The organism is Microbacterium sp. 1262, assembly GCF_040544895.1.
GTDB lineage: Bacteria > Actinomycetota > Actinomycetes > Actinomycetales > Microbacteriaceae > Microbacterium > Microbacterium plantarum.
Genome location: NZ_JBEPKU010000001.1, coordinates 3126204 through 3148363, shown reverse-complemented (window position 1 = coordinate 3148363; position 22160 = coordinate 3126204). Strand labels below are relative to the sequence as shown.

Sequence of the window (22160 nt, the reverse complement as noted above, 5' to 3'; positions counted from 1 at the left end):
AGCGGTTCAGCGGCCCAGGCCCCAGTGGTCCGCGATGATGGGCAGCCCCTGCTGGAAGACGTACGACCACGATGTCGCGTCGTGGGCGCTCCCCTGGGCCTCGACGTAGGTGGCATCCATTCCGGCGGCCTGCGCCGCCTGGTAGATCCGCTGCACACCCGGGAGGAAGCCGGCGTCGTTGCTTCCCACCCCGAACACCGCCGTCATGTTGCGGTACGGGGCGTGGGCGGCCATGATCGCGGCGGGCTTGGCCGCCTCGTACGCGGCCCGGTCACCGCCGAAGCCCTGCGCGATGGTGGTCGCCTCGTCGCCGAGCGAGGGGAACTCTTCACCCGAGGCGTCGAGGATCGCGCTGAAGAGCTCGGGGTGGGCGGACCCGAGCTGGATCGAGCACGTACCGCCCTGCGAAAGCCCGCCGATCCCCCAGAAGTCCGGGGCGTCCAGGACGGGCAGGTTTGCCTTGATCCACGTCGGCACATCGACGGTGAGGTAGGTGGCGGACTTCCCGAGCGGCGAGTCGATGCACATCGGGTTGGCGTCGGGTGAGCCCAGCTGGTCGGGCGAGACGACGATCGGCGCGAGGCCGTCGTGAGCCGCGGCGTAGGCGTCGAGCGATTGCTGCAGGTGCGCCGCGATCAGCGGGTCCTGGGGCTGCCCCGGCTGCCCCGAGAGCACGATGAGCACCGGCAGCAGCGGCGGGTTGTCGGTGAGCGCTGCGGGCGGGCGATAGACCACGGCCGGGCGGGCGGGAAACCCAGAGGCCGTGGCGGGGATCGTGACGGTGCCGACCTCGCCCGCGGACGGCATTCCGTCGGGGGCGGTCCAGTCCGCGATCGTCGGACGGTCGGCGCCGCTGTCGAGAGAGGGCAGCTCGGCAGCACCGAACGCGGGCAGCCCGAGCGCGAGACGGACGGTCGGGTACTGGCCGAACGCGATGTTCACGCCCATGGCGGCGGTCGTCGCGAAGAGCACGATCGCGAGCGGCGCCGCGACAGCACGGCGCCACGTCGGCCGCCACAGCGAGGCGAGGGCGACCCCGATGGCGGCGAACCCCAGCGCGATCCACATGCGCGAGTCGGCGGTCAGGACGACGCCGAACAGGTTGTAGTGATCGGCCAGCAGCCACGTCAGCGCCATCCCCAAGAGGCCCGCGGCGACGGCCGCCGCCGCGGCGGTCAGCGTCCACCGGCGACGCTGCCAGCGCCGGCTGGGTCGCAGCACGACGAGCGACACGAACGCGAGGGCGGCGAGGACGCACGTGATCACCACGGCCGGTCCGGAGAGGATGTTGATGTCGAGCAGCCAGTTCACATCGACCTCCCGAGGGTCGCGTCGAGCCGGGATGGCGCGGCGGGCTCACCGACCCGTCCACAGCGTAAACCGGACCGCGTGCTCGACCCCGCGCGCGGTCCGGTTTTCGCGGCGGTTTCATCAGGTCGGGGATGGCCGCCAGCCGGGCGGGCTCAGTCGGCGTGCTCGGGCGGCCAGACGACCGAGAACCGCTCGAAGACGATGTCCTCGCCCTCCGACCACTCCGCCCCGCGGGCGGCGGCGACGCGCGTCCAGTAGCGCCGGTGCTCGCGCTGCCAGCTCTCGAGCGACAGGTCGTCCTCGCCCTCGTCGGCGGCGAACGCGGCATCCGCGCTCGTGAACGGCCCCAGGCGCAGCTCGGTCGTGCGGATGATGATGCGCGGAGCGCCGGTGCTGTCGCAGGCGATCCAGTGCGATCCGATCCGCGGGATCAGATCGCCGCGGGCGACGAAGTCGGCGACGAGCTCGGCGGTGGCGCGCTTGCCGCCGGCGAGAACGATGCCGAGCAGCTCATCGGCCAGGCGCGCATTGTCGCCGAAGTGCTCGACGGTGTACTCGGGTGCAGCGAGCACGGCCTCGGGGTGCGCCGTCCGGTACTGCTCCCACATCTCGGCCGCGGCGGCTTCATCGAGGGGCAGGGCACGGGATGATCCGCTGTATTCGCTCATCCCTCGATCCTCGCACCCGCCGGTCTCAGCGCCGCCGCGTCACCGCCCTCGCGCCGGCGATCAGGCCGACGAGCGCCGCGGATGCCGCCGCCGACGCCGCGGTGTACAGCGGGGCGCGGTGACGGATGGCCCAGGTCTGCACGCTCCCGCCCCGCGCGCGGTCGTCGAACGCACCATGGGCGCCGTGGTCGCCCGGCACCGGCTCGTACAGGTTCGGAGCCGTCCCGGACGCAGCCGATCCCGGCGCGAACTGACCCTCCCACGCGTTCTTCGCGAGGTACCAGTCCAGGAAGCGCCCGGCGACGCGAGTGCCGAGGATGAGGCCGACGGTCGATTCGCCCACCCACGTGCGCCGGCGCGGCTTGTCGGCGACGTCGGCGACGGCCCGGGCGCCGACCTCGGGCTGGAAGATGGGCGGCACCGGCTGCGGATGCTGCGGGAAGTTCGACTTCACCCATCCGAACTGGGTCGTATTGAGCGCGGGCATGTCGACGATGGAGACGGCGACGCGGCTCTTCTCGTGCGTGAGCTCGGACACGACGGAATCGGTGAAGCCGTGGATCGCGTGCTTCGCGCCGCAGTAGGCCGCCTGCAGCGGGATGCCGCGGTGGGCGAGCGCCGACCCGATCTGGATGATGTGTCCGTGGCCCCGGTCGCGCATCCGCCGGAGCGCCGCGCGGGTGCCGTTGACGGTGCCGAGATAGGTGACGGCCGTGGCGCGGTCGAAGTCATCGGCCGAGGTGTCGAGGAACGTGGCGATCGCCCCCGACATGACGTTGTTGACCCAGAGGTCGATCGGGCCGAGGGTGTTCTCGACGTCGGCGGCGGCCCGGTCGACGGCATCCGCGTCGGCCACGTCGACCGACACCGCGTGCGCGCGCCGGCCCGCCGCCTCGATGTCGGCGACAGCGCCGTCGAGGCCGTCACGTCCGCGCGCGAGGACCGCGACGTCCCAGCCGCGGTGCGCGAGCTCACGGACGATGGCTCGGCCGAGGCCCGCGCTTCCCCCGGTGACGACGGCGACTCCGCGCCCGCTCGCTGCAGCCATGACGATCTCCTTCCACCGAGGCATCCACGGTGGAAGCTCGCGATCGCGACCATTGTCGGCACGCGAGCGCGCGGGAACGCACCTGTTGCCAGGCAGGGTGCGATGGTCTAGGGAAAGGTCTCGGCGTGCGCGATCAGCGCATGCCCGACATCCGGTCCCACTCGATCGACTTGAACTGCAGGAACGTGCACAGGTTGCCGGCGAAGGCGACCTCGGCGGCAAGACCGGCCATCTGATAGGGCGTCAGGGTGAGGTCGTCGGACCGCGCGGTGAGGGTCGCCTCCCACTCGGGGTCGTCGATCGCCCGCGGCTGCATGTAGACGTCGGCGGGCGCATTCTCGAGGTGCACGATGACGAGTCCGGTGTCGAGCCCGTCCGACCCGTCCTGGATGGCGACCTTGACCGAGACGCCGGGAACTTTCCCCTGTTCGAGGAACTCGGCGACCCATTCCTCCAGGAGGGTCTTGGTCCGCACGGGGACCCGCGGGATGTCATCGCTCATCACGTGGGATTTTGTCATATATCGAACGAGATCGCCCGTCATTTCGGGTTGGATACGACGATGAATCGAACTACCCGTCGCATCCGGGTCTGCCCGGGATTCTCCCGGCCGAGGAGGTGTTACGCTCGGGCGGTTTGACGAGCGCCGACGGCCGGGAGAGAACGTGCCTTTTCACAGCAAGCAGACCCTCGAGCACTGGGTCGCTGAGTTCATCGACGCTCGCGGCGCCGGCGAAGAGGTGCGCGTGGCGGTGCAGGACGGTTCCGACGGGGCCGACACGGGCCTCGTCCTCGTCCCGCTCACGAACGCGCCGAACGCCGTGTACATCGAGCCGCGGCCGGCGGGCGACGACCTCGACTGGTGCGTCTCCATCGAGGGCGCGCCCGACACTCTCGTCCTGACCAGTCACGAGCTCAACGCACTGACTCACGAGCTCCAGATCGCTGCAGAGCTCTGCGCCTTCCTGCAGGAGAAGTCACTCGGTCATTTCGAGCCGTCGGAGAGCACCGCGGAGGACGACGCGGGCGAGCCCTCGACCCTCGGCAACTGAGAGTCGCCGCTTCCGGCGGCGTGCTTCTCGCGCCATTCCCGGAGGGCGGCCGTGGCGATCGACACATCGTCGGAGGCGACGGCGTCGTCGCCGATGATCTGCACCGACTCGTGGCCCTTGCCTGCGATGAGGACGATGTCGTCGGGACCGGCGGGGGCGACGGCCATCGTGATCGCGGCCGCTCGATCGCGGATGACGCGGACGTTCTCGACCGAGCGGAAACCGGCCAGGATGTCGGCCACGATCGCGTCGCCGTCTTCGTGATGCAGATCGTCGTCGGTGACGATGATCGTCTGTGCGAGCTCTTCGGCGATCACGGCCATCTCGGGTCGCTTGCCACGGTCGCGGTCGCCGGTGCAGCCGAACACGACGGTCAGCTGGCCGGCGCCGCCTGACAGGGCGATGAGGGCCTGCCGCAGGGCGTCGGGCGTGTGGGCGTAGTCGACGACGACCTGCGGGCCGGCGCCGGGCGACACGACCTGCATGCGTCCGGGTACCCGGCGGATCTCCCCCACTGCCCGCGCGATGGCGCCGGGGGCGACGCCCTGTGCGCGGAGGATGCCCGCCGTCATCGCGAGGTTGTCGATGTTGAACCGGCCGATGAGGGGTGATGCTACCTCGAAGCGGTCGTCCTGGATCGCGAGAGTGAAGTCGGCGCCGTCAGCGCGCATCCGGATGTCGTCGGCGCGGACCGTCGCCGCCGCTGCGCCGGACGTCGAGACGGTGACGTCGTCGAGTCCCGCGGGGAGCGCGATGCCCGCGACATAGGGGTCGTCGATGTTCCGCACCGCGGCGCGCACACCCGGAAGGCGGAAGACGCCCTGCTTCGCCTGGCCGTACGCTTCCATCGACTCGTGGTAGTCGAGGTGGTCGCGGGTGAGGTTCGTGAACGCGGCGATGTCGAAGTGGCATCCCTCGACCCTTCCCTGCGTGAGGGCGTGCGAGCTCAGCTCGATCGCGACCACGTCGGCGCCGGCCCGCCGGATGTCGGCGAGGAGCTCGTGCATGTCGACCACCGACGGGGTTGTGAGCGACGTCTTCGCCAGAGCGCCGAACAGGCCGGCTCCGAGTGTGCCGATGGTGGCGGCGCGGCGTCCGAGGAGCTCCCAGCTCTGCGCGAGGAGCTGCACCGTCGAGGTCTTGCCGTTCGTGCCGGTCACGCCCACCAATGTCATGTCGGCCGACGGACGACCGGTGTACTGGTCGGCCAGCCGCCCGATCACGGCGGCCAGGTTCGGGATGCCGCGCACCCGCGCATCGACGTGCGTGACGCTCGCGTCGGTCAGGACGAGAGCCGCGTCGCGCTCGAGCGCCTGCGTGATGTGCTCGCGGACCCGTTCGTCTCGGCCGAGCGCGACGAAGACGTCGCCGGCTTGCACGGTGCGGCTGTCGCCGCGCAGGCGACCGCCGGGTACGTTCCCCCCGGCGACCCCCGTCGCCCACCAATCAGGGTCGAGTTTCCGACCCTCCCCAGCGTCTTGCATGTACCGCCCCATCGATCTCTGACTCGACAGTTCCATGAACGGGCGGTCACCCGCGGGAAGAACACGTCGGAGCCTGAGATTGGCACCGTAACGTAAGCGCCGCTTAAGACGGAGAACGTCAGCTCTGGGGCTCGGGCACCATCCGCAGACCGTCGGCGCTGTTGGCCGATTCCATGAGGGCGTCGATCCATTTCGGGTTGATCTGCGGCTGGCGGCTGCCGGCGAACTGGAACTGGACCGAGATCGTGGGGTGCAGCCAGAAATCGCGACGGCTCGTGCCGTGCGGCGAGGTCGTCTCGAACATCAGCGGTTCGCCGCGCCGCAGCTTCGTCATCAGGACCAGCCGGAGATGCGCGAGCGCACGGTCGTCGATCTCGACGAAGTTGGCCGCGTTGTCGTAGAAGAATCTGCCCACCGGCACAGCCTAGGCGGCTGCGGGCAACGCGGGGCCGGGGCGTATCATCCGCTCACAGATAGAAGCCGTGACGCTCGAGGACGACGACGGCCTCATCGCGCGTCGATACGCCGAGCTTGGCGAACAGCGACCGCATCTGCGACTTGATCGTGTTGATGGAGACCGTGAACTCCCCGGCGATCTCGCCATAGGTCTTGCCGCCTCGCATCACCGAGGCGACGGATCGCTCGCGGGGTGTCAGGGCAGGCAGCGCCTGTGACGCGCGTGGTTCCCGCCGGTGGAATTCCTCCGTCGCGTCGGCAACCGCGGCGGCGAGGTCGGGACGGCGCTCGCGGAGGCGTTCTCGTAGCGGGGCCAGCTGCTCTCGCGGCACGCTGATGAATGGCGCGATGACGTCGCCGGCGTGATGAGCCAGGCGGACGCCGAGCCGATCCTTGCGCGAGGGTCGCCTCGGCGGGGTCGCCGCGGAGGACGAGCGCGATCGCTTCCGCCGTGGCTGCGGCATGCTGCGCGTACGGTCGCGTCGAGAGTTCCGGCTCCCAGCAGGATGTCGGCGACGGCGAGGGCCTCGAGGAGTACAGCCCAGCGTCACGCGGACGTCCGGCCACCGCGTAGGTCTCGGCCACCGCAGCGAACAGCGACCCCAGCGAGTCGAGCCCGAGCACACGCGATGCGCTCATGGAGGGGATGCCCGAAGCCCGAATCGTGACGCGACTTCCCAACATTCGTGCGCGGAGTCCGGGGGCAGGCTCAGAACGGTGGCGGTTCGTCCGGCGGCCGTCCGCCGGGTGCGGCATCCGGTGGCGGATCCGCGGTGTCTATCGTGAAGCACACCGCCGGTATGGGGACGTCTTCGCGGTAGACCCGGCCGAGGGGTGAGGTCCATTCCAGAACGCCGCCGCCGATCTGTCTGACTTCCCATTTCGTGAATTGCTTCATGGAGTGGTGTCTTTGGCAGAGGTGGGCGAGGTTGAAGATGTGGGTGTGCCCGCCGAGGGCGTAGTCGATCGTGTGGTCGATCTCGCAGCGGATCGCGGCCCGGCGGCATCCGGGGAATCGGCAGTGCTGATCCCGTGCCATCAGGAGCTTCTTCATCGAAGCCGTGGGTCGGTAGGTGTCGATCTCCATCGGGGTTCGGGTGACCGGGTCGACGAACAACCGGTCCCACTCGCCGACCTGCCCCGCGAGCTCGCGCGCCGTATCAGCATCGATCAGCGCAGCGCCCACCGCTTCGGCGGGGTTCTCGTCACGCCCCATCAGCGTCTCGGCGGTGACGGCGACCTGCACGCGTGCCCGGATCGCCCCCAGCCCACCGGCCCGATCGATCCCATACGTCGGGTCCACCACCGGCGCCCCGCCGAGGACGAGGTCGCCCAGAATGTCTGCGCGGAGCTGATCCATCGTCCGCGTGTCGGCGGCATCACTCTCCGCCCGGGCATCCTTCACCGACTGTCCCATCTGGGTGAGTCGGTCGAGCATCCCGGCGGCGATGACCGTCGGGACGTTGGCGACGAGGTTCGACATCCCGTCCGTGCCGTGGAAGACCCGCACGCACCGCTCCGCCGCCGCGGCCTTGTGTCGCTCCGTGAAGTTCTGTGTATGCAACCGGGCCGCCAATGCATCCAACGCTGCCCGCACCCGGGAGGGCACATCCCGCTCACACACCGCGATCGCCGCCTCCGCGAACGAATCGCGCACCTCGGCGGGCACTCCCGCGCCGACCCGCACGACCACATCCACGTGGCCGCGTTCGATCCGCCGCTGAACCCACGCCTCGAACACGGCCGGGTAGTCGTCGATGACGGTCATCGCGTGGTCGATCTCGCCCTGCAACCTGCGGTCGGTGAGTCGCGCCATCCCGGCGGCTTCGGCTGCGACCGACCGCAGCTCCATGTCCGACGCCATCCCTCGTACCCCGTCGCGACGCGCCTCACGCAGAGCCGACCTGCCCAGCGCCGCCAACGCCCGCATTCGCGCGACATCCCCGACATGGAAGAGGTCGAGGGCCTCAGCGAACCCCGCGAAAGCCGCGGCGTGCGACGACCCACCCGAGGCGCCTTCGCCTCCGAGCCTGCGACCGCTATTCGATGTCATGTTCCCATTGTCGCAGCGGGTTACGACATTCGGGTCGAACTTATCTTCGATGCGAGAACGCGGTTCGCTCGACCGATTGGGGAGGAATCGACGAAACCACAATCCAGCATCCCCGAGCCAGGCCATCAGTCTCGGTCCGAATCTCATCCGACGAGGCTCCCCCCGCAACTTTCTTCGGGTTTCCGCGTCACGATCCGTCGCCTCGAACGTCTCATCAACATGCACCCTGCGACGAACGCCCGTCCGGCTCCCTCCGAAACGGGCACCCGGACCCGCGCTTCCCTCCGTCGCGACCGACCGCGCGCCGGAGCCCGCACCCGCAGCCGCGACCGCGACCGCGCCCGCACTCGCGCCACCAGCCTCACCCCCGCGTCCGCCGAGCCGCCCACCCGGGTCGGCACGATCAGGTTCCGCTCCCACGCGTGGCCGCTCGGTCGCACGCGGGCACGAGGTCAGCAGGCCGCTCGGGAGCCATCCGTCCGTCCTGGATCGAGATCGACGGCGCAACTCTCACGGCCGCATGGGGCTGCCCGAACGCCCGCAAGCGGTCATGGCAGCGCGGCGACGTCGGCTCCGTGTGCTCGTCGGGCGCGACCAGCCGCGAGGGGGGCGCCCGCCCGCCCCATCCTCGTCGCCGACAAGTCGCACGGTGAGGTCGTCACGGCGACCATCGTCTGCGACGCCTTCCCGTACGAGGCGTATGCGACCCACGCCCGCTCCGAGCCCCACTACCACGCCGCCTCCCGCGACCGCAGCGGGTTTCGATCTGGCCGCGACGGGACAGCCGAACCTCCAGATGCAGCGTGCCCGCGTGGGCGAGGCGGTGCCGTGGCGCGATCAGCCGATGGCGCTCGATGCCGACGGCCGGTACACCTCGCGGTTCTCGGTGCCGACCGCCGGACCGGTGACGTTGGGGCTGCGTTACCTCGACCCCGCCACCGGACGATTCGGTCCGGCATCCTTCGTGACGTTCACCGCGCACTGAACGGACCGCGCGCGGCCGCGCCGCCGGGGGTCAGTGCCCGCCGACGACGTTGCCGCTCAGGCGGCCGTGCAGAGCGGATGCGGTCGCGTTGAGTCCCTCGATCGCGACGATCTTGCCGTGCCGCTCGTACTTGTTCACGACGGCGTCGAGCGCGGCCACCGTCGAGGCGTCCCAGACGTGCGAGCGGGTCATGTCGATGACGACGCGGGCGGGATCGTCGGCGTACGCGAACTGCGTGGTGAGGTCGTTGCTCGAGGCGAAGAAGAGCTCGCCGTCGACCTCGTACCGGGCGACCGGCTCGTCGCCGACGGCGTCGAGGGTTCGCGTGACGGTGACGAAATGGGCGACGCGACGAGCGAACATCACCATCGCGGCGATGACTCCGAGGATGACGCCGATCGCGAGGTTGTGGGTCCACACCGTCGCCACGACGGTGATGAGCATGACGGCCGTCTCGCTCTTCGGCATCCGCCGGAGGGTCGCCGGACGGATGCTGTGCCAGTCGAAGGTCGCCACGGTGACCATGATCATGACGGCCACGAGTGCCGCCATCGGAATGATCGCGACGACGTCGCCGAGCGCGAGCACGAGGATCAGCAGGAAGACCCCGGCGAGGAACGTCGAGATGCGCGTGCGCGCCCCCGACGCCTTCACGTTGATCATGGTCTGCCCGATCATGGCGCACCCGCCCATGCCGCCGAACGCGCCCGACAGGATGTTGGCTGCGCCCTGGCCGAGAGCCTCGCGCGTCTTGCGCGAGTGAGTGTCGGTGATGTCATCGACGAGCTTGGCGGTCATGAGCGATTCGAGCAGACCCACGACCGCCATGGCGAGCGCGTACGGCGCGATGATGCGCAGTGTCTCGAGGGTGAGCGGCACGTCGGGCACGAACAGTTCGGGCAGGCTCGAGGGCAGCTCGCCCTGATCGCCGACCGTCGGCACCTGCCAGCCGAACGCCACGACCGCCGCCGTGAGCAGCACGATCGTGACGAGCGGGGCCGGGATCACCTTCGTCAGCCGCGGCAGCGCGACGAGGATGATGAGCCCCGCGGCGACGAGCGGCCAGACGAGCCACGGGATGCCGTCACCGAAGAGCTGCGGCATCTGCGCGAGGAAGATGAGGATCGCGAGCGCGTTGACGAAGCCCACCATCACCGACCGCGGGATGAACCGCATGAGCTTCGCGACGCCGAGCACCGCCAGCACGATCTGGATCACGCCCCCGAGAAGCACGGTGGCGATGAAGTAGTCCATGCCGTACTCGCGCACGACGGGCGCGATGACGAGCGCGATCGCCCCCGTCGCAGCCGTGATCATCGCCGGGCGGCCGCCGAGGAAGGCGATCGCGACCGCCATGATGAACGATGAGAAGAGCCCCACGCGGGGATCCACTCCGGCGATGATCGAGAACGCGATCGCCTCGGGGATGAGCGCGAGGGCGACGACGAGCCCCGCCAGCACCTCGCGGGTCAGCAGCCGAGGGCTGCGCAGAGCCTGCAGGACGGTCGGTTCGATGCGATAGCGCGCGGCGCTGTCGCGGGCGGGGGTGACGGCGGTCACTCGGTGCCTTTCGGTCGGCGCCCGACGACGCGGGCGGAGTGATCGCGCGGGCGGGGTGGTCGCGCAGCCCGCGCAGCGCCGGCTGTCGGACGCAGGAAGAATGAGGGGGCGGCGCAGATCGGCGCCGACAAGAATCTAACGTAACGTGAGGTTTGATGTCGAATCGCGATGAGGTGACCATGCGCATCGGAGAGGTGACCGAGCGGACCGAGCTGTCGTTCCGCACGCTCCGCCATTACGACGAGATCGGCCTCGTCACGCCGTCCGCGCGCACCGATGGGGGCTTCCGCCTCTACACGGAGGACGACGTGGCCCGCATCCTGCTCATTCGCCGCATGAAGCCGCTCGGGTACAGCCTCGACGAGATGCGCGAGCTGCTCGACGTCGTCGACGCCCTCACGGCCGCCCCCGCCGACGAGGAACTGCGCGCTCGCCTCGAGACGATCCGGGCGGGCGCGACCGAGCGGCGCGAGAAGCTGACCCGGCAGGTCGCGATGGCCGACGAGTTCCTCGAGCAGCTGAGCGACATCTGACCGACGCGCGGCCGCGGATCGCGGCCCGAGCTCACGCGTAGGCCCGGTGCACGTGCCACCCGCCCTCGCCGCAGTACACGTCGAACACGAACGCCTCACCGCCGGGGTCGGTGGCCTGGAAGCGCCATCCGTAGAGCCCCCGTCGCCGATCGTCGTCGGCGGCGAGGGACCAGACCGAGTCGCGGAGGCGGGTCGGGATGTCGCTCACGCTCCATCGCCTGCCCGCGTAGAACATCCGCGCCGGGACGTCGTCGACGAGCCAGAGGGTGACATCGTGGGCGCTCGTCGTGTCGGTCATGACAACCGAGGATAGAACACATCTTCGACACTCGCCAGAGCATCATCCGAACACAGCTTCGCTCCGTACGCTGAACGGATGGACCTGCTCTCCCTCTTCGGGCTCTCCGGCCGACGCGCCCTCGTGACCGGCGGGAGCTCCGGCATCGGCCGGGGAATCGCCGAGGCGCTGGCCGCCGCGGGGGCGGAGGTCATCGTCGCCGCCCGCGGTCGCGACCTGATCGACGAGACCGTCGGGCAGATCCGATCGGAGGGCGGGCTCGCGTCGGGGATCGTCGCCGACCTGTCCTCCCGCGCGGGCTGTCACGAGCTCGCCGACCAGGCCGGCGACATCGACATCCTCGTGAACTCGGCGGGCATCAACATCCGCCCTCCCCTCCTCGACCTCGACGAGCCCGCCTGGGACGCCACGATGGCGGTCAACCTCGACGCGCCCTTCATCCTCGGCCAGCGATTCGCCCCCGCGATGATCGAGCGCGGGTACGGCCGCATCATCTCCATCAGCTCGCAGCAGGCGAGCCGCGCCTTCGCCTCGAGCGGCGCCTACGGCGCGTCGAAGGCCGCCCTCGAGGGCCTCGCCCGCTCGCAGGCGGAGGCGTGGTCGGCATCCGGGGTGACCTCGAACGTGCTGGTCCCGGGCTTCGTCCTCACTCGCCTCAACGAGCGCCTCGCGAGCAACCCCGACGTCGTCGACGCGCTGGCCGCTCGCACCTTCGTCGGGCGCAACGGCGTGCCGGACGACTTCGCCGCCGCGGCGATCTTCCTGGCCGGCCCGGGCTCGGCCTATGTGACCGGCCAGTCGATCGCCGTGGACGGCGGTTTCTCGGTCCACTGAGGCTCACCTTCCTTCGCCCATACCAGGTGAGCGCTCCCACGGGAAGGGCTCCCCTTCGGCCGGATGCTCGGACAGACTGAGCCGCTAGGTCGATCAATACGGGGAGTCGTCATGGCAGTGCAGGGTGAGACATCGTCGGCATCGGCAGTCCTCGACGCGCTGTGGGCGTACGAGGCCGCGGAGGGCGCCATCCGGCTGCGGCTGCGCGACTCGATGCTCGTGTGCGAGAACGACCTGATCGCGCTCGAGACGCTCATCGAGGCGCACGATCGCGACGTCACGCTGACCCCGTCGAACATCACCCAGGAACTCGGGATCTCGTCCGCGAGCACGACCGCGATGCTCGATCGCCTCGAGCGTTCCGGGTACCTGCGGCGGCAGCCGCATCCCTCCGACCGCCGCAAGGTCTTCGTGACGCTCGGTGACCGCCCGGTCGAGAGCCTGCGCCAGTCGGGTACGGACGTGCAGCACCGCGTCGAGGATGTCATCGCCGACATGCCCGCCGGCTCCGCCGCCGTGCTCGTCGACTTCCTCTCGCGCATGCGGATCGCCGCCGAAGCGGCCTGACCTCCCACGCATGCCGGCCCGCGCCCGTGCCGCGTGCCGCGACGTGCCGCGATGCAAGGCATCCGATCCGACGCCCCGGTCCGGATGCCGCTGCCCCGGCGAGTCGCCCGCGATCCCCTGCAACCGCGCACCGGGGCGCCCGGGCTCAGGTCGCGGCGACCGGCACGCCCGTCGTCCGACGCCCGGCCGGGGCCCAGCCGAAGAGGAGAAGCGCCGCGGCGAAACTGAGCGGCCCGATCAGGTGGAAGACCTGAGACAGCGCTGAGACGTCACCGCCCGAGGTGGCGAAGGTGTCGGCGATCGACATCCCGATCGAGAATCCGGCGAACAGTCGCAGGAACAGCGCGGCCCCGATGATCGAGAGGTACAGGATGCCGAGCCGGCGGGGCGTCAGCCACGCCCCGCCCCTCGTCAGCGCGCCGACAGTCACACCGGCCGCCGCCACCAGCCACACCCCGACCCACACAGCCACCGCCCCCGCAGCGAACGCCGGGTCGAACCCGTCGGCCGCGATCATCGCGGCGTAGATGGCGTCCAACTCGTAGCCGGGCACCTTGGCGAGCGGATTCCACACCAGCAGATCGAGGGCGCCGAGCACGAGCAACGCCGTGACGGACACGAGCCCCGCGATCGCGACCGGCCGCCGTCGAGCCAGCGATGCGGAGCGGTCCTCCAGGGCGAGCGGCGTCGATCGCCAGGCGCCGGCCAGCCCGATCGCGGCACCGCCGACGGTGAGGCCGACGCCCGCCGCGCTCACCCCAGCCGCCACGGGGCGCACCGCGGCGAGCGCGAGCACGGGGATGCCGAGCGCGGTGGCGGCGAACGCGAACCTCACGACCGCCGACCGCGACAGCGCGGCCGCGCCGATGAAGAGGGCGATGGCGAGCAGCGCTCCCCCGAACAGGAGCACGCTGAGCGCGGAACGGCCGACGGCGAGCGCGATCTCGACCACAGCCGGTATGGCGACCTCCGGGGAGGTGAGATCCCCGGTCAGCCACAGCGCGGCCGACGTCGCCCCGACCGCGGTGAGCAGCGTGACACCCCGCCGACTCAGCCGGCGCGAGGCGGTACCCCGGGGCTCGCCGGTCAGCACCGGAGAGTCACGGTCCGCGGTGAGGGCGACCGCGATCGCACCGCGCACGACATCCCCCCGGCGCACCCCGGCTTCGGGAGCCCCGGCGACATCCGCCCGCCACTGCTCGAGATGACGTGCCCGCGACGCGACCGGCATCGTCCGGCTCACCGCCCGAAGGACGAGATCGAGGCTCATGCGATCACTCCCCTCGCGTCGCCCCGGCCGCGTCCGGGCTCGGGCTCGTGCCGACGCGCTCGGCGGCGCTGCATCCGCACCGCGTGAGCGTCGACGGCGGCGCGGGCTGCGACGAGGCCGTCGGGCGTCAGGCGGTACAGCCTCCGCCGGGGCCCGCTGCGGTTCGGGTCGACCTCCCACTCGGAGGTCACCCACTCCATCGACTCGAGGCGCTCGAGGATCGGATACACGCTGCCCGCGGGCCGGCCGGTGCGGTTGACGATGCGCAGCCCCCACACCGGTTCGGACTCGCTGATCAGGGCCTCGAGCACATCGACGGTCGCCGGGGTGATGCGTGTGAGCGGCTGCATGACCGCATGCTATCTCTATATACCTAGAGATAGCCCCTTCGCCTTGGTCCGCCGCCCGTGCCGCGATGCAAGGCATCCGATCCGACACCCCGACCCGGATGCCGCATCCCCGGCGCGTCGCACACGATCCCTTGTATCCGCGCACCCGCGCATCCGCGCACCGACCAGAGCTCAGCGCCGCCCGCCGAGCACACGGGCGATCTCGCGGCGGCTCGACACCCCCAGGCGTCGCATGATGTTGGCGACGTGGTAGTCGACGGTCCGCTTCGAGAGGTGCAGCAGGCCCGCGATCTCGCCGCTCGTGTAGCCCTGCCCGACGGCGTCGGCGACCTTCCGCTGCTGCTCGGTCAGTCGCGCCGTCGGGTCGCCGCCGCGCGATCCGCGCTGCATCTCCGTCGTCGTCGCGGCGACCGCCTCGTCGTACCGCCGCGCCAGCCCGCCCGCGCCGAGCTCCTGCAGCTCGGCACTGGCGTCTTCGTAGACGACGAGCGCGCGCCGCGGATCCGGCCGGCCGTGCGCACCGAAGAGGCTGTAGTGGATGCCGGCGACGACGCGCACCCAGGCCCGCCCGAGCGGGTCGTGGTCGAGGGTCAGCAGCGCGAGGGCCCGGTCGACCGCCTTCGTCGCCTCGGCGTACCGTTCGTCGTGCTCCGCCAGGATCGACACGAAGGCCCAGGCGTACGCACTCTGGTCGGCTCCGGGCTGGGCGGTCCACAGGGCCACGCCGCGTCGTACCTCGTCGACCCGGCCGAGGTGCCACGAGGCGAGCAGGTTCAGCATCCGCCATTCGTCGACCCGGTACGGATGCCGGTACCCGGGCTCGGCGGCATCCTCCAGGGCCCGCCGCAGCGCCGACCAGTCGCTGAGCGAGATCGCCATCATGATGCGGGCGTGCGTGATCACGATCTGCGCGAGGAACGACGGGGTGTCGCGGCACAGCAGTGCGGCTCGGTCGAGCACGGGCCGGCTCGCGTCCATGTCGCCGCGGAGGGCGAGGAAGAGCCCGTGTACCGCGAGCGCCTGGGGCTCGAGCCAGTCGTGCTCGATCGACCCGGTCGGCGGAGTCGTCGCGCGCACCGCCTCGGCCGCCTCGCGCCACCGCCCCTGGCGTACGCGGACGAACGCGAGCTCGACCTCGGCGTGCAGGCGCACCCCGGGCCGCCACGCGGGTGCGAGGCGCGCACCGCGCGCGAGGTTGAGCGCCGCCTCCCCCAGCCGGCCCGACAGGTGCTCGACACTGCCGAGGCTCACGAGGGCGAGCGCATGCGCGGGCGACAGGCTGTTGCGCATCCGCAGCGGCGCCAGGGTCTCGATGAGGGCACGCCGCGCGGCATCCCCCGCTGCCGTGTGCTGCTCGACCATCGCGTCGAGACCGAGCAGGTCGAAGGCCACGTGCTCCGGGGCCGCGACCCGGCCCTCGACAGCGGATGCCGCGGCCATGACCGCCCGGGCCGCGTCGATGCACCGTCGCGCCGGCACCCACGACGCCGATGCGACGCAGCCGGTCGCGACGTAGGACAGCAGCAGCGGCAGCAGCATCCCCTCGCCCTCGAGCGGATCCCCGGCGACGGGCCCCGGCACCGACGCGAGCGGCACCTCGGCGAGCGCGACCATGCGAGTCACCGCGCTGTCGAGGTCGCCGTCGCCGATCTGCAGCATCGCGAGCACGCCCTCGCGCAGAATCCCCTCCGGCAATGCAGCCACGTCGTCCCGGTGGGCGGCGAGCAGGTCGGCGCGGTAGCCGCGCATCCCGATCGAGCAGGCCAGTGCGAGGCCGTCGGCATCCCCGGCGGCATGTGCGGTGAGTGCGGCGCGGACCGCGGTCTCGGTCTCCCGGCGTCGCCACGCGGTGCGGGCCTCGTCGAGAAGCGGGTGTCGTGGCATCCGCCGCCCTTCTGTCGGCGTTCAGTCTGCCAGGTGCGGCGGGCTCGTCGTCTGCACTCGCGGGCGTGACGGTGTGCGATGTCGCGCGAGCATCGCGCCGCCGCCGGCGAGCACCGTAAGCAGCGCCGCGACGGCGATCGCCGCCGACGGCGCAGCGCCCCCGGTCGCCGCGAGAGAGCGAACCCCGGATGCCGCGCCGCGGGCCGTGCCGGCGCTCGATCCGCCCGGCACCGCCGATCCGCCCGGCACCGCCGACCCGCCCGGCACAACGACCGGCGGCTCCGGCTCCACCACCACGGGCGGCTCTGGGTCGACGACGACCGGCGGCTCCGGGTCCACCACGACCGGCGGCTCGGGGTCGACCACGGGCGGGGCCGTCCCGCCGAACACGGCGATGTCGGCGACTCCCGTCGATCCGGTGTACTCGGCTTCACCCCAGGCATCGAAGACGAGCCGGATCGCCGAGGTCGTGACACGCTCGAACGCCACCTCGCCGGGCGACTCGTCGCGGGACGGCTCGTCGCGGGACGGCGTGAACGTGGCGCCCGCCACCGCGAGCCACCGGCCGGTGGCCGCATCCCACCGCTCGACGCGCCAGGCGCGCGGCGGGATGAGCCCCCGCGCCTCGTCGTCTGCGGCATCCCGCGCGAGGGCGACCGACACCCGCTCCACGGTGACCGGGCCGCCCCACGTGAGCTCGAGCCACTGCTCGCCCACCCGCGGCCATGAGCTCCACACACTGCCCGGGTCGCCGTCCACGGCGGCAGCCGCGCTCGACCACTCAGGCACGTACGACGCGGTCGCCACGGCCGAACCGGTGATGTCGCGCACCGTCGTCGGGTCGGCGCACGGCACGGTGACGGTCACCGTGGCCCGGTGCGCGATCTCATCGATCTCGTCGACGCGGACGGTCATCCCGGAGTTGAGCGCGACCGTCTCGCCCGCCGTGACGAACTCGTTCGCCTCGGTCGTGTCGCCCGGCCGTTCCAGCAGGTCACCGCCGTACGGCTGCGCGGGGTTCGAGCGGAGGATCTGAACGCCCGACACGGTCCGTTCGGCCTGCCACGGGCTCGGCCAGGCACCGTCGCCGCTCACCGGGTCGGACGCGTCGCTGTACTGCACCCAGTACCGCGCGTCGGGGTTCTCGGGGTCGGTCCAGGTGAGCGTCCGGGATGCGGGGGTCCCGGCTCCCAGGCTGTCGAGCACCGCCGTGCGGGCATCGCCGCACACCGGCTCGCGAACGTTCGGGAGCACGCCCAGGCGAGCCAGGGTCGGGCTCGACAGCGGCAGGAACGACCAGGCGCCGCCCATCATGTCGGTCCGGTTGCCGTACTCGTCGCGCGGGCACTCCACGCCGGCGGGATAGTCCCAGCCCGTGTCGCAGCGGATGCTGGACGCGTGAGCCAGTGAGAGGTTGTGACCGAGCTCGTGCGCGAGCAGATACGGGTCGGGCCCGGGCTGGAACGTCCCGCCGCCGTCGTCGGGATCACCGGGCTGCTCACCGTTGGCCCACGTGGGGCACGGGTCACCGGGCGGGACCATGATGACGAGGTGCCGGGCCGCTCCGCCCTGCCAGCCGATCAATTCGCGCAGCCACTGATGCAGACCGGCCGTGTCGCTGCATCCGATCGGCTGGTCGACGCTCTGCCAGTCGAGGAGCTGCTCGAGCTCGAAGCGGATCGCGCCGTTCGTCTCACGGTCGTAGAACTCGTCGACGAGCTCGAGCGAGCGCCGCGCCTCGTCCGCCGCGAACGACGGCTCCGAGCCCTGCGGCGCGAGGAGCGCGATCGTCACCCGGTGATCACGGATGTCGGCGCGTGCCGGGACGTCGACATCGACGAACCCCGGCCCGGCCTCGGCCCGCACGGGCGAGGCCACAGCGGGCGAGGCCCCCGCGAGCACCGCGGCGTTGATGGCGAGGACCGCGCTGAGGACAGCGGCCGTGCGACGGCTCGCGGCCGTCGCGCGGCGGGCGCCGACCGTCATGATCCCGCGCGTCCGGTGCGGGTCCGCGGCCGTGCTCCGACGCCGTCGGCGGTGCGGAGCATGCGCGGGAGGAGAACACCGCCGCCGGCCAGGAGCAGCAGCAGCGCCCCCGCCGCCAGCCCCGTCGGCACCTCGGCACCGGTGTTCGCGAGGCGACCGCTCGGCTTCGCGTCTGCGCGCACGGTTCCCGGACCGGCGACACCGGTCCCGGCTCCGCCCCCGGCGCCGCCCGGGACGTTCGGCACGCCGGGGGTGCCGGGCCCTCCCGGGACTCCGGGCACGCCCGGCTCATCGGTCCCGGTGGAACCGGTCTCGACCCGCAGCGAGCGGTCCGGCGAGACGTTGCCCGCGACATCGGTCGCGCGGAACACCACGTCGACGGCGCCCCCGCCGCGCGGCAACCGCAGCACGCCGTCGAGGGGTGCGCGCGCCGTGCCGTCTCTCGCCACGCGCAGCTCGCCGCCGCGCACCGGCACCCAGGCATCGCCCGAGCGCACCTCGACGACGCCGACCCCCGAACCGTCATCGGTGGCCTGCAGGTCGACCAGGAAGCCTTCCTCGTCCTCGCTCACCGAGCCCCGCACCTCCGGGGCGACCGTGTCGATCCGCACCGTCACCGCGACGCGGTCCGAGACGTTGCCCGCCGCGTCGACGGCTTCGGCCTCGACGAGATGGATGCCGTCATCGGCCACCACGACGTCATCCGACAACGGCTGCCAGGCCTGGCCGTCGATGCGAACGCGCACCGCCGGTGCCGCATCCGCGTCGTCTTCGGCGGCGCCGGCGAAACGCACCGGCTGCCGGAACCAGCCCGAGGCCGGCACCACGTCGGCGGTGTCGAAGCTCAGGGTGGGGGCGGTGGTGTCGACGGGCTCCGTGACCTCGGCGGTCCAGGCCTCGAACTCGTGCGCCGCAACGGAGCCTCCCGCCTCGGCCGCGCCCCACGACTGCATCAGCGCGCGCAGCGCCGTGGTCTCGACCGCAGCGAAGCGCACCTCGTTGCGATCGGTCGTCGACCGCTCGTAGACGTCGTCGGTCTCGACGTCGTGCCACGCGCCGGCGGCATCGCGGTACTGCAGCACCCACGAGCGCGGGGGGATGAGACCGGCGTTCTGGTCGTCGGCGGCATCCCGCGCGAACACCACGGCCGCACGGTCGAGGGTGACGGGGCGGTCCCAGGCCAGCTGCAGCCACTGCTCGCCGACACGCGGCCACGTGCCCCACGACGCGCCACCGAGGGCACCGTCCACGACGGCGTCGACGGGCGCCCACGGCGATGCGTACGACGCGGTCACCGCGGCGAACGGCGCGACGTTGCCCGTCAGCGGAGCGTCGGGCGAGCGCGGGATCGTCACCGGCACCGGCATCGACACGTTGCCTGCGGCGTCGGTCGCGCGGAGGTAGACGACGTGGCGCTCGAGGTCGGGGGCGGCGATCGGGGCGCCGTACGGCTGCCAACCCGTCGGCTCGTCCACCGCGTACTCGAGGCTCGCGAGCCCCGAACCCGCGTCCGTCGCGGCGGCGGCGACCGTGCGCGCCTGCGCGTCGACGACACCCGTCGCCACGGGGGCGGTGCGGTCGACGCGCACCGAGACGGCCTGTTCGGCCGAGACGTTGCCCGCGGCATCCGTTGCCCGCGCCGAGACCGTGTGCATACCGTCGGTCTCGATCGTGGTGTCGACGCGTCGAACGTCCGACGTCGTCGTCCAGTCGCCGCCGTCGACCGACACCGCGATGCTCGAGCGCACGTCGCGGTCATCGGTCGCCTCGGCACGGACCGTCACGGCACCGACGAACCAGCCGTCGGCACCTTCCGCGCCGCGGGCCGTCAGCTGCAGCACCGGCGCGGTCACGTCGGGCTCGCCGGCGTCGCTCGGGTCGATCACGGTCACCGTGACCTCGACGCGCGCAGCCGCATAGCCCGTGGCTACGCCGCTCACCGTGAACGTGCCCGGCTGCGCGTATGCCGCCGGGTCGACGGCATCCCAGCGCACCGGAGCAGGCACGCGCTCGTCGCCGTAGCGCAGCTCGACGGTCTCGGGCAGCTCGGGCGCCTCGCCGACGGCGGTGCGGGTAGACGCCGGGCCGTAGCCGTCGGCGGCCACGGCATCGACCGACCACTCCTCCACCGCCAGGGCCGAGTAGCGCGGCGTCGCGCCCGTTCCCGGCGCGGCGTCGAGCACAGCCCGTAGGCGCGTCGTCGTCACGGGGGCGAAGGTCACCTCGATCGGCGTGCGCGTCGTCGTGGGGTATCCGCTCGCTCCCTCGACATCCCGCCACCCGCCGTTCTGCCAGTACTGCAGCTTCCAGGCGCGGGGGGCCGAGACACCGTCGCCACTGCCGGGTTCACGGTCGCTCCAGAACTGGATCGTCGACCGGTCGATGCGCACCGGCTCGGTCCAGTCGTACTGGATCCACTCCGCCGCGGCACGGTCGCCGTCGTACGAGCCCCACATGTCCGGCGGCAGCGGGTTCGGGCGGACGATTCCGTCGTTCAGCGCGGCGATCCAGTACTGCGCAGGGATCGGCTCGTTCGATGCCGAGGCCGTCGCCTGCGGCGCGACGTTCGCGCTCGGGGTCTCGACCTGCTCGGCACCGAGCGTCGGGACGACCGGCAGGATGCGGGCGGGGGTGACGGAGTCGTCCCAGCGCAGGGCATCGACGGCGACCGAGCGGCGGAAGTGGTTGCCGCCCTCGGCGTCGGCCGTGTGGTACGCCATGTACCACTCCCCCTGGAACTCGGTGATCGCCGGGTGACTGGTCGTCGACGAGACCGGCGCGAGGATGCGGCCCTGCGACGTCCATGGCCCCAGCGGTCCGGGCGCCGTCGAGTACGCGATGCACGCGTGGTAGACCGCGGGCGTGCACCAGCTGTCGGGGCCGGCCGTGTTCGCGGCGTAGGCGAGGTAGTAGGTGCCGGCGCGCTCGAACAGCCACGCCGCCTCGAAGAACCCGTCGACGCCGCTCGTGATGGCGGTGGGCTGGCCGATGAGGCTGGTCATGTCGGCGCCGAGCTCGATCGCGAACAGCCGGCTGAAGCTGCCCCAGTACATCCACACGCGCCCGTCGCTCGCGACGTACACGGTCGGGTCGATGTTGTGGGCGTCGTTGCCGAGGATCTCCTGCGACACGATCGGCGCCCCGACCGCGTCGGTCCAGGGGCCGAGGGGGGTGTCCGACACCGCGACGCCGATGCCGAAGGGGTCGGGCGAGTCGCTGCCGGCTTCGTGCACGGGCACGTACCAGTAGAAGCGGCCGTCGGCGCCCTCGACGACCTGTCCGGCGTACGCGCGCCCGGGTGTCGCCCAGTCGAAGACCTGCTCGGGACGCATGAGCGCGGGATGCCGCTCCCACTCTCCGCCGCCGACGTCCGCGGTCGAGAAGGCCTGCCACTCGTTCATGATGAAGTCGTTCGTGGTCGGCCCCGCCTCGTCGCGCCCCGCGTAGACGTAGAGGGTGTCGTCGACGACGAGCGTGGCGGGATCGGCCGAGTACACCGAGCCGTCGCCGAGGATCGGGTTGTCGAGCGCGGTGGCCGCGGGGGCCGGCACGGCGACGGCGAGACCGGCGACGACGGCACCTGCGATGAGGGCGGCCGATGCGCGGCGGGGAAGCGAGCGGGGCATGACGGTCTCCTTCGACCGGAGCGACGGGTGCCGCGGAGAGAAACGGGGTGCGGCGGGGTCAAACAGCGCCGGCCGGCCCGCCGAAAAGGTGGACCGGAGACGTGCGTGGATGGCACGCTATCGAGCCCGCCCATGCGACCGCAATGCTTTTCGGTAATTTCGAAACGGCTCGAAATCGGGGGCGGCGCGCCGGCG

20 protein-coding genes are annotated in these 22160 nt (G+C 71.8%); 5 read left to right on the top strand and 15 right to left on the bottom strand.

Going from position 1 to position 22160, the window contains the following annotated elements; all coding sequences use genetic code 11:
- Positions 1–6 precede the first annotated feature (6 nt).
- The 4 genes from ABIC53_RS15055 to ABIC53_RS15040 all read right to left on the bottom strand — a co-directional run bounded on the left by ABIC53_RS15055 (position 7) and on the right by ABIC53_RS15040 (position 3529).
- A complete protein-coding gene (locus tag ABIC53_RS15055; RefSeq protein ID WP_354452120.1) occupies positions 7–1311 on the bottom strand; it encodes an alpha/beta hydrolase in 1305 nt (434 codons plus the stop codon).
- Positions 1312–1463: 152 nt separating this feature from the next.
- Positions 1464–1979, bottom strand: a complete 516-nt coding sequence (locus tag ABIC53_RS15050) for an ASCH domain-containing protein (protein ID WP_354452118.1) — start codon at positions 1977–1979, stop codon at positions 1464–1466.
- 25 nt (positions 1980–2004) lie between these two features.
- Complete coding sequence (locus tag ABIC53_RS15045) at positions 2005–3027, bottom strand: SDR family oxidoreductase (RefSeq protein ID WP_354452116.1); 1023 nt, start codon at positions 3025–3027, stop codon at positions 2005–2007.
- Between the two features lie 133 nt (positions 3028–3160).
- A complete protein-coding gene (locus ABIC53_RS15040; protein WP_112617855.1) occupies positions 3161–3529 on the bottom strand; it encodes a hypothetical protein in 369 nt (122 codons plus the stop codon).
- Between the two features lie 163 nt (positions 3530–3692).
- Between ABIC53_RS15040 and ABIC53_RS15035 the strand changes: the two genes are divergently transcribed.
- On the top strand, positions 3693–4079 hold the full coding sequence (locus tag ABIC53_RS15035; RefSeq protein ID WP_114587647.1) for a hypothetical protein: 387 nt from the start codon (positions 3693–3695) through the stop codon (positions 4077–4079).
- Here the strand turns inward: ABIC53_RS15035 and ABIC53_RS15030 are convergent.
- The 4 genes from ABIC53_RS15030 to ABIC53_RS15015 form a co-directional block, all read right to left on the bottom strand.
- Entirely contained in the window at positions 4013–5563 is a 1551-nt protein-coding gene (locus tag ABIC53_RS15030; protein WP_323986558.1) for a UDP-N-acetylmuramoyl-L-alanyl-D-glutamate--2,6-diaminopimelate ligase, read from the bottom strand. The two genes, ABIC53_RS15035 and ABIC53_RS15030, sit on opposite strands and share 67 nt — an antisense overlap.
- Before the next feature lie 118 nt (positions 5564–5681).
- The gene (locus ABIC53_RS15025; protein WP_112617853.1) at positions 5682–5978 is read right to left on the bottom strand and encodes a DUF7882 family protein; all 297 of its coding nucleotides are present in this window, start codon (positions 5976–5978) and stop codon (positions 5682–5684) included.
- Positions 5979–6030: 52 nt separating this feature from the next.
- Positions 6031–6483 (bottom strand): helix-turn-helix transcriptional regulator, encoded by a 453-nt coding sequence (locus ABIC53_RS15020; protein ID WP_274179384.1) that lies wholly within the window; start codon positions 6481–6483, stop codon positions 6031–6033.
- A 245-nt stretch (positions 6484–6728) separates the two neighbouring features.
- Entirely contained in the window at positions 6729–8072 is a 1344-nt protein-coding gene (locus ABIC53_RS15015) for an HNH endonuclease signature motif containing protein (protein ID WP_354452112.1), read from the bottom strand.
- A 700-nt stretch (positions 8073–8772) separates the two neighbouring features.
- Between ABIC53_RS15015 and ABIC53_RS15010 the strand changes: the two genes are divergently transcribed.
- Complete coding sequence (locus ABIC53_RS15010) at positions 8773–9057, top strand: hypothetical protein (protein WP_354452110.1); 285 nt, start codon at positions 8773–8775, stop codon at positions 9055–9057.
- A 30-nt stretch (positions 9058–9087) separates the two neighbouring features.
- On the opposite strand, the gene ABIC53_RS15005 is transcribed toward ABIC53_RS15010, so the two are convergent.
- Positions 9088–10617: a SulP family inorganic anion transporter gene (locus ABIC53_RS15005; protein WP_354452108.1), complete on the bottom strand. Its 1530-nt coding sequence runs from the start codon at positions 10615–10617 to the stop codon at positions 9088–9090.
- 155 nt (positions 10618–10772) lie between these two features.
- On the opposite strand from ABIC53_RS15005, the gene ABIC53_RS15000 reads away from it, so the two are divergent.
- Entirely contained in the window at positions 10773–11150 is a 378-nt protein-coding gene (locus tag ABIC53_RS15000) for a MerR family transcriptional regulator (protein WP_269268053.1), read from the top strand.
- Positions 11151–11181: 31 nt separating this feature from the next.
- Here ABIC53_RS15000 and ABIC53_RS14995 read toward each other — a convergent pair whose 3' ends face one another.
- Positions 11182–11448 (bottom strand): hypothetical protein, encoded by a 267-nt coding sequence (locus tag ABIC53_RS14995; protein WP_323986564.1) that lies wholly within the window; start codon positions 11446–11448, stop codon positions 11182–11184.
- Positions 11449–11526: 78 nt separating this feature from the next.
- Between ABIC53_RS14995 and ABIC53_RS14990 the strand changes: the two genes are divergently transcribed.
- Together ABIC53_RS14990 and ABIC53_RS14985 are read left to right on the top strand one after the other, a co-directional pair.
- Entirely contained in the window at positions 11527–12282 is a 756-nt protein-coding gene (locus ABIC53_RS14990; protein WP_354452105.1) for an SDR family NAD(P)-dependent oxidoreductase, read from the top strand.
- 111 nt (positions 12283–12393) lie between these two features.
- The gene (locus ABIC53_RS14985) at positions 12394–12849 is read left to right on the top strand and encodes a MarR family winged helix-turn-helix transcriptional regulator (protein WP_274179391.1); all 456 of its coding nucleotides are present in this window, start codon (positions 12394–12396) and stop codon (positions 12847–12849) included.
- Positions 12850–12994: 145 nt separating this feature from the next.
- Here ABIC53_RS14985 and ABIC53_RS14980 read toward each other — a convergent pair whose 3' ends face one another.
- The 5 genes from ABIC53_RS14980 to ABIC53_RS14960 form a co-directional block, all read right to left on the bottom strand.
- Positions 12995–14119, bottom strand: a complete 1125-nt coding sequence (locus ABIC53_RS14980; protein WP_354452103.1) for a hypothetical protein — start codon at positions 14117–14119, stop codon at positions 12995–12997.
- A complete protein-coding gene (locus tag ABIC53_RS14975; RefSeq protein ID WP_354452101.1) occupies positions 14116–14469 on the bottom strand; it encodes a PadR family transcriptional regulator in 354 nt (117 codons plus the stop codon). The genes ABIC53_RS14980 and ABIC53_RS14975 overlap by 4 nt, the downstream gene beginning before the upstream one ends.
- Positions 14470–14640: 171 nt before the next feature.
- A complete protein-coding gene (locus ABIC53_RS14970) occupies positions 14641–16353 on the bottom strand; it encodes a LuxR C-terminal-related transcriptional regulator (protein WP_354452099.1) in 1713 nt (570 codons plus the stop codon).
- A gap of 21 nt (positions 16354–16374) precedes the next feature.
- On the bottom strand, positions 16375–18339 hold the full coding sequence (locus ABIC53_RS14965) for a discoidin domain-containing protein (protein ID WP_354452097.1): 1965 nt from the start codon (positions 18337–18339) through the stop codon (positions 16375–16377).
- On the bottom strand, positions 18336–21965 hold the full coding sequence (locus tag ABIC53_RS14960; protein WP_354452095.1) for an OmpL47-type beta-barrel domain-containing protein: 3630 nt from the start codon (positions 21963–21965) through the stop codon (positions 18336–18338). Before ABIC53_RS14960 ends, ABIC53_RS14965 begins: the two co-directional genes overlap by 4 nt.
- Positions 21966–22160: the final 195 nt, after the last annotated feature.

Coding starts and splice junctions, on each gene's coding strand:
- ABIC53_RS15050 (WP_354452118.1), bottom strand. CDS start 1,979: ATGAGCGAATACAGCGGATCATCCCGTGCCCTGCCCCTCGATGAAGCC.
- ABIC53_RS15045 (WP_354452116.1), bottom strand. CDS start 3,027: ATGGCTGCAGCGAGCGGGCGCGGAGTCGCCGTCGTCACCGGGGGAAGC.
- ABIC53_RS15040 (WP_112617855.1), bottom strand. CDS start 3,529: ATGAGCGATGACATCCCGCGGGTCCCCGTGCGGACCAAGACCCTCCTG.
- ABIC53_RS15030 (WP_323986558.1), bottom strand. CDS start 5,563: ATGCAAGACGCTGGGGAGGGTCGGAAACTCGACCCTGATTGGTGGGCG.
- ABIC53_RS15020 (WP_274179384.1), bottom strand. CDS start 6,483: ATGCCGCAGCCACGGCGGAAGCGATCGCGCTCGTCCTCCGCGGCGACC.
- ABIC53_RS15015 (WP_354452112.1), bottom strand. CDS start 8,072: ATGACATCGAATAGCGGTCGCAGGCTCGGAGGCGAAGGCGCCTCGGGT.
- ABIC53_RS15010 (WP_354452110.1), top strand. CDS start 8,773: ATGCGACCCACGCCCGCTCCGAGCCCCACTACCACGCCGCCTCCCGCG.
- ABIC53_RS15000 (WP_269268053.1), top strand. CDS start 10,773: ATGTCGAATCGCGATGAGGTGACCATGCGCATCGGAGAGGTGACCGAG.
- ABIC53_RS14995 (WP_323986564.1), bottom strand. CDS start 11,448: ATGACCGACACGACGAGCGCCCACGATGTCACCCTCTGGCTCGTCGAC.
- ABIC53_RS14990 (WP_354452105.1), top strand. CDS start 11,527: ATGGACCTGCTCTCCCTCTTCGGGCTCTCCGGCCGACGCGCCCTCGTG.
- ABIC53_RS14985 (WP_274179391.1), top strand. CDS start 12,394: ATGGCAGTGCAGGGTGAGACATCGTCGGCATCGGCAGTCCTCGACGCG.
- ABIC53_RS14980 (WP_354452103.1), bottom strand. CDS start 14,119: ATGAGCCTCGATCTCGTCCTTCGGGCGGTGAGCCGGACGATGCCGGTC.
- ABIC53_RS14975 (WP_354452101.1), bottom strand. CDS start 14,469: ATGCAGCCGCTCACACGCATCACCCCGGCGACCGTCGATGTGCTCGAG.
- ABIC53_RS14970 (WP_354452099.1), bottom strand. CDS start 16,353: ATGCCACGACACCCGCTTCTCGACGAGGCCCGCACCGCGTGGCGACGC.
- ABIC53_RS14965 (WP_354452097.1), bottom strand. CDS start 18,339: ATGACGGTCGGCGCCCGCCGCGCGACGGCCGCGAGCCGTCGCACGGCC.
- ABIC53_RS14960 (WP_354452095.1), bottom strand. CDS start 21,965: ATGCCCCGCTCGCTTCCCCGCCGCGCATCGGCCGCCCTCATCGCAGGT.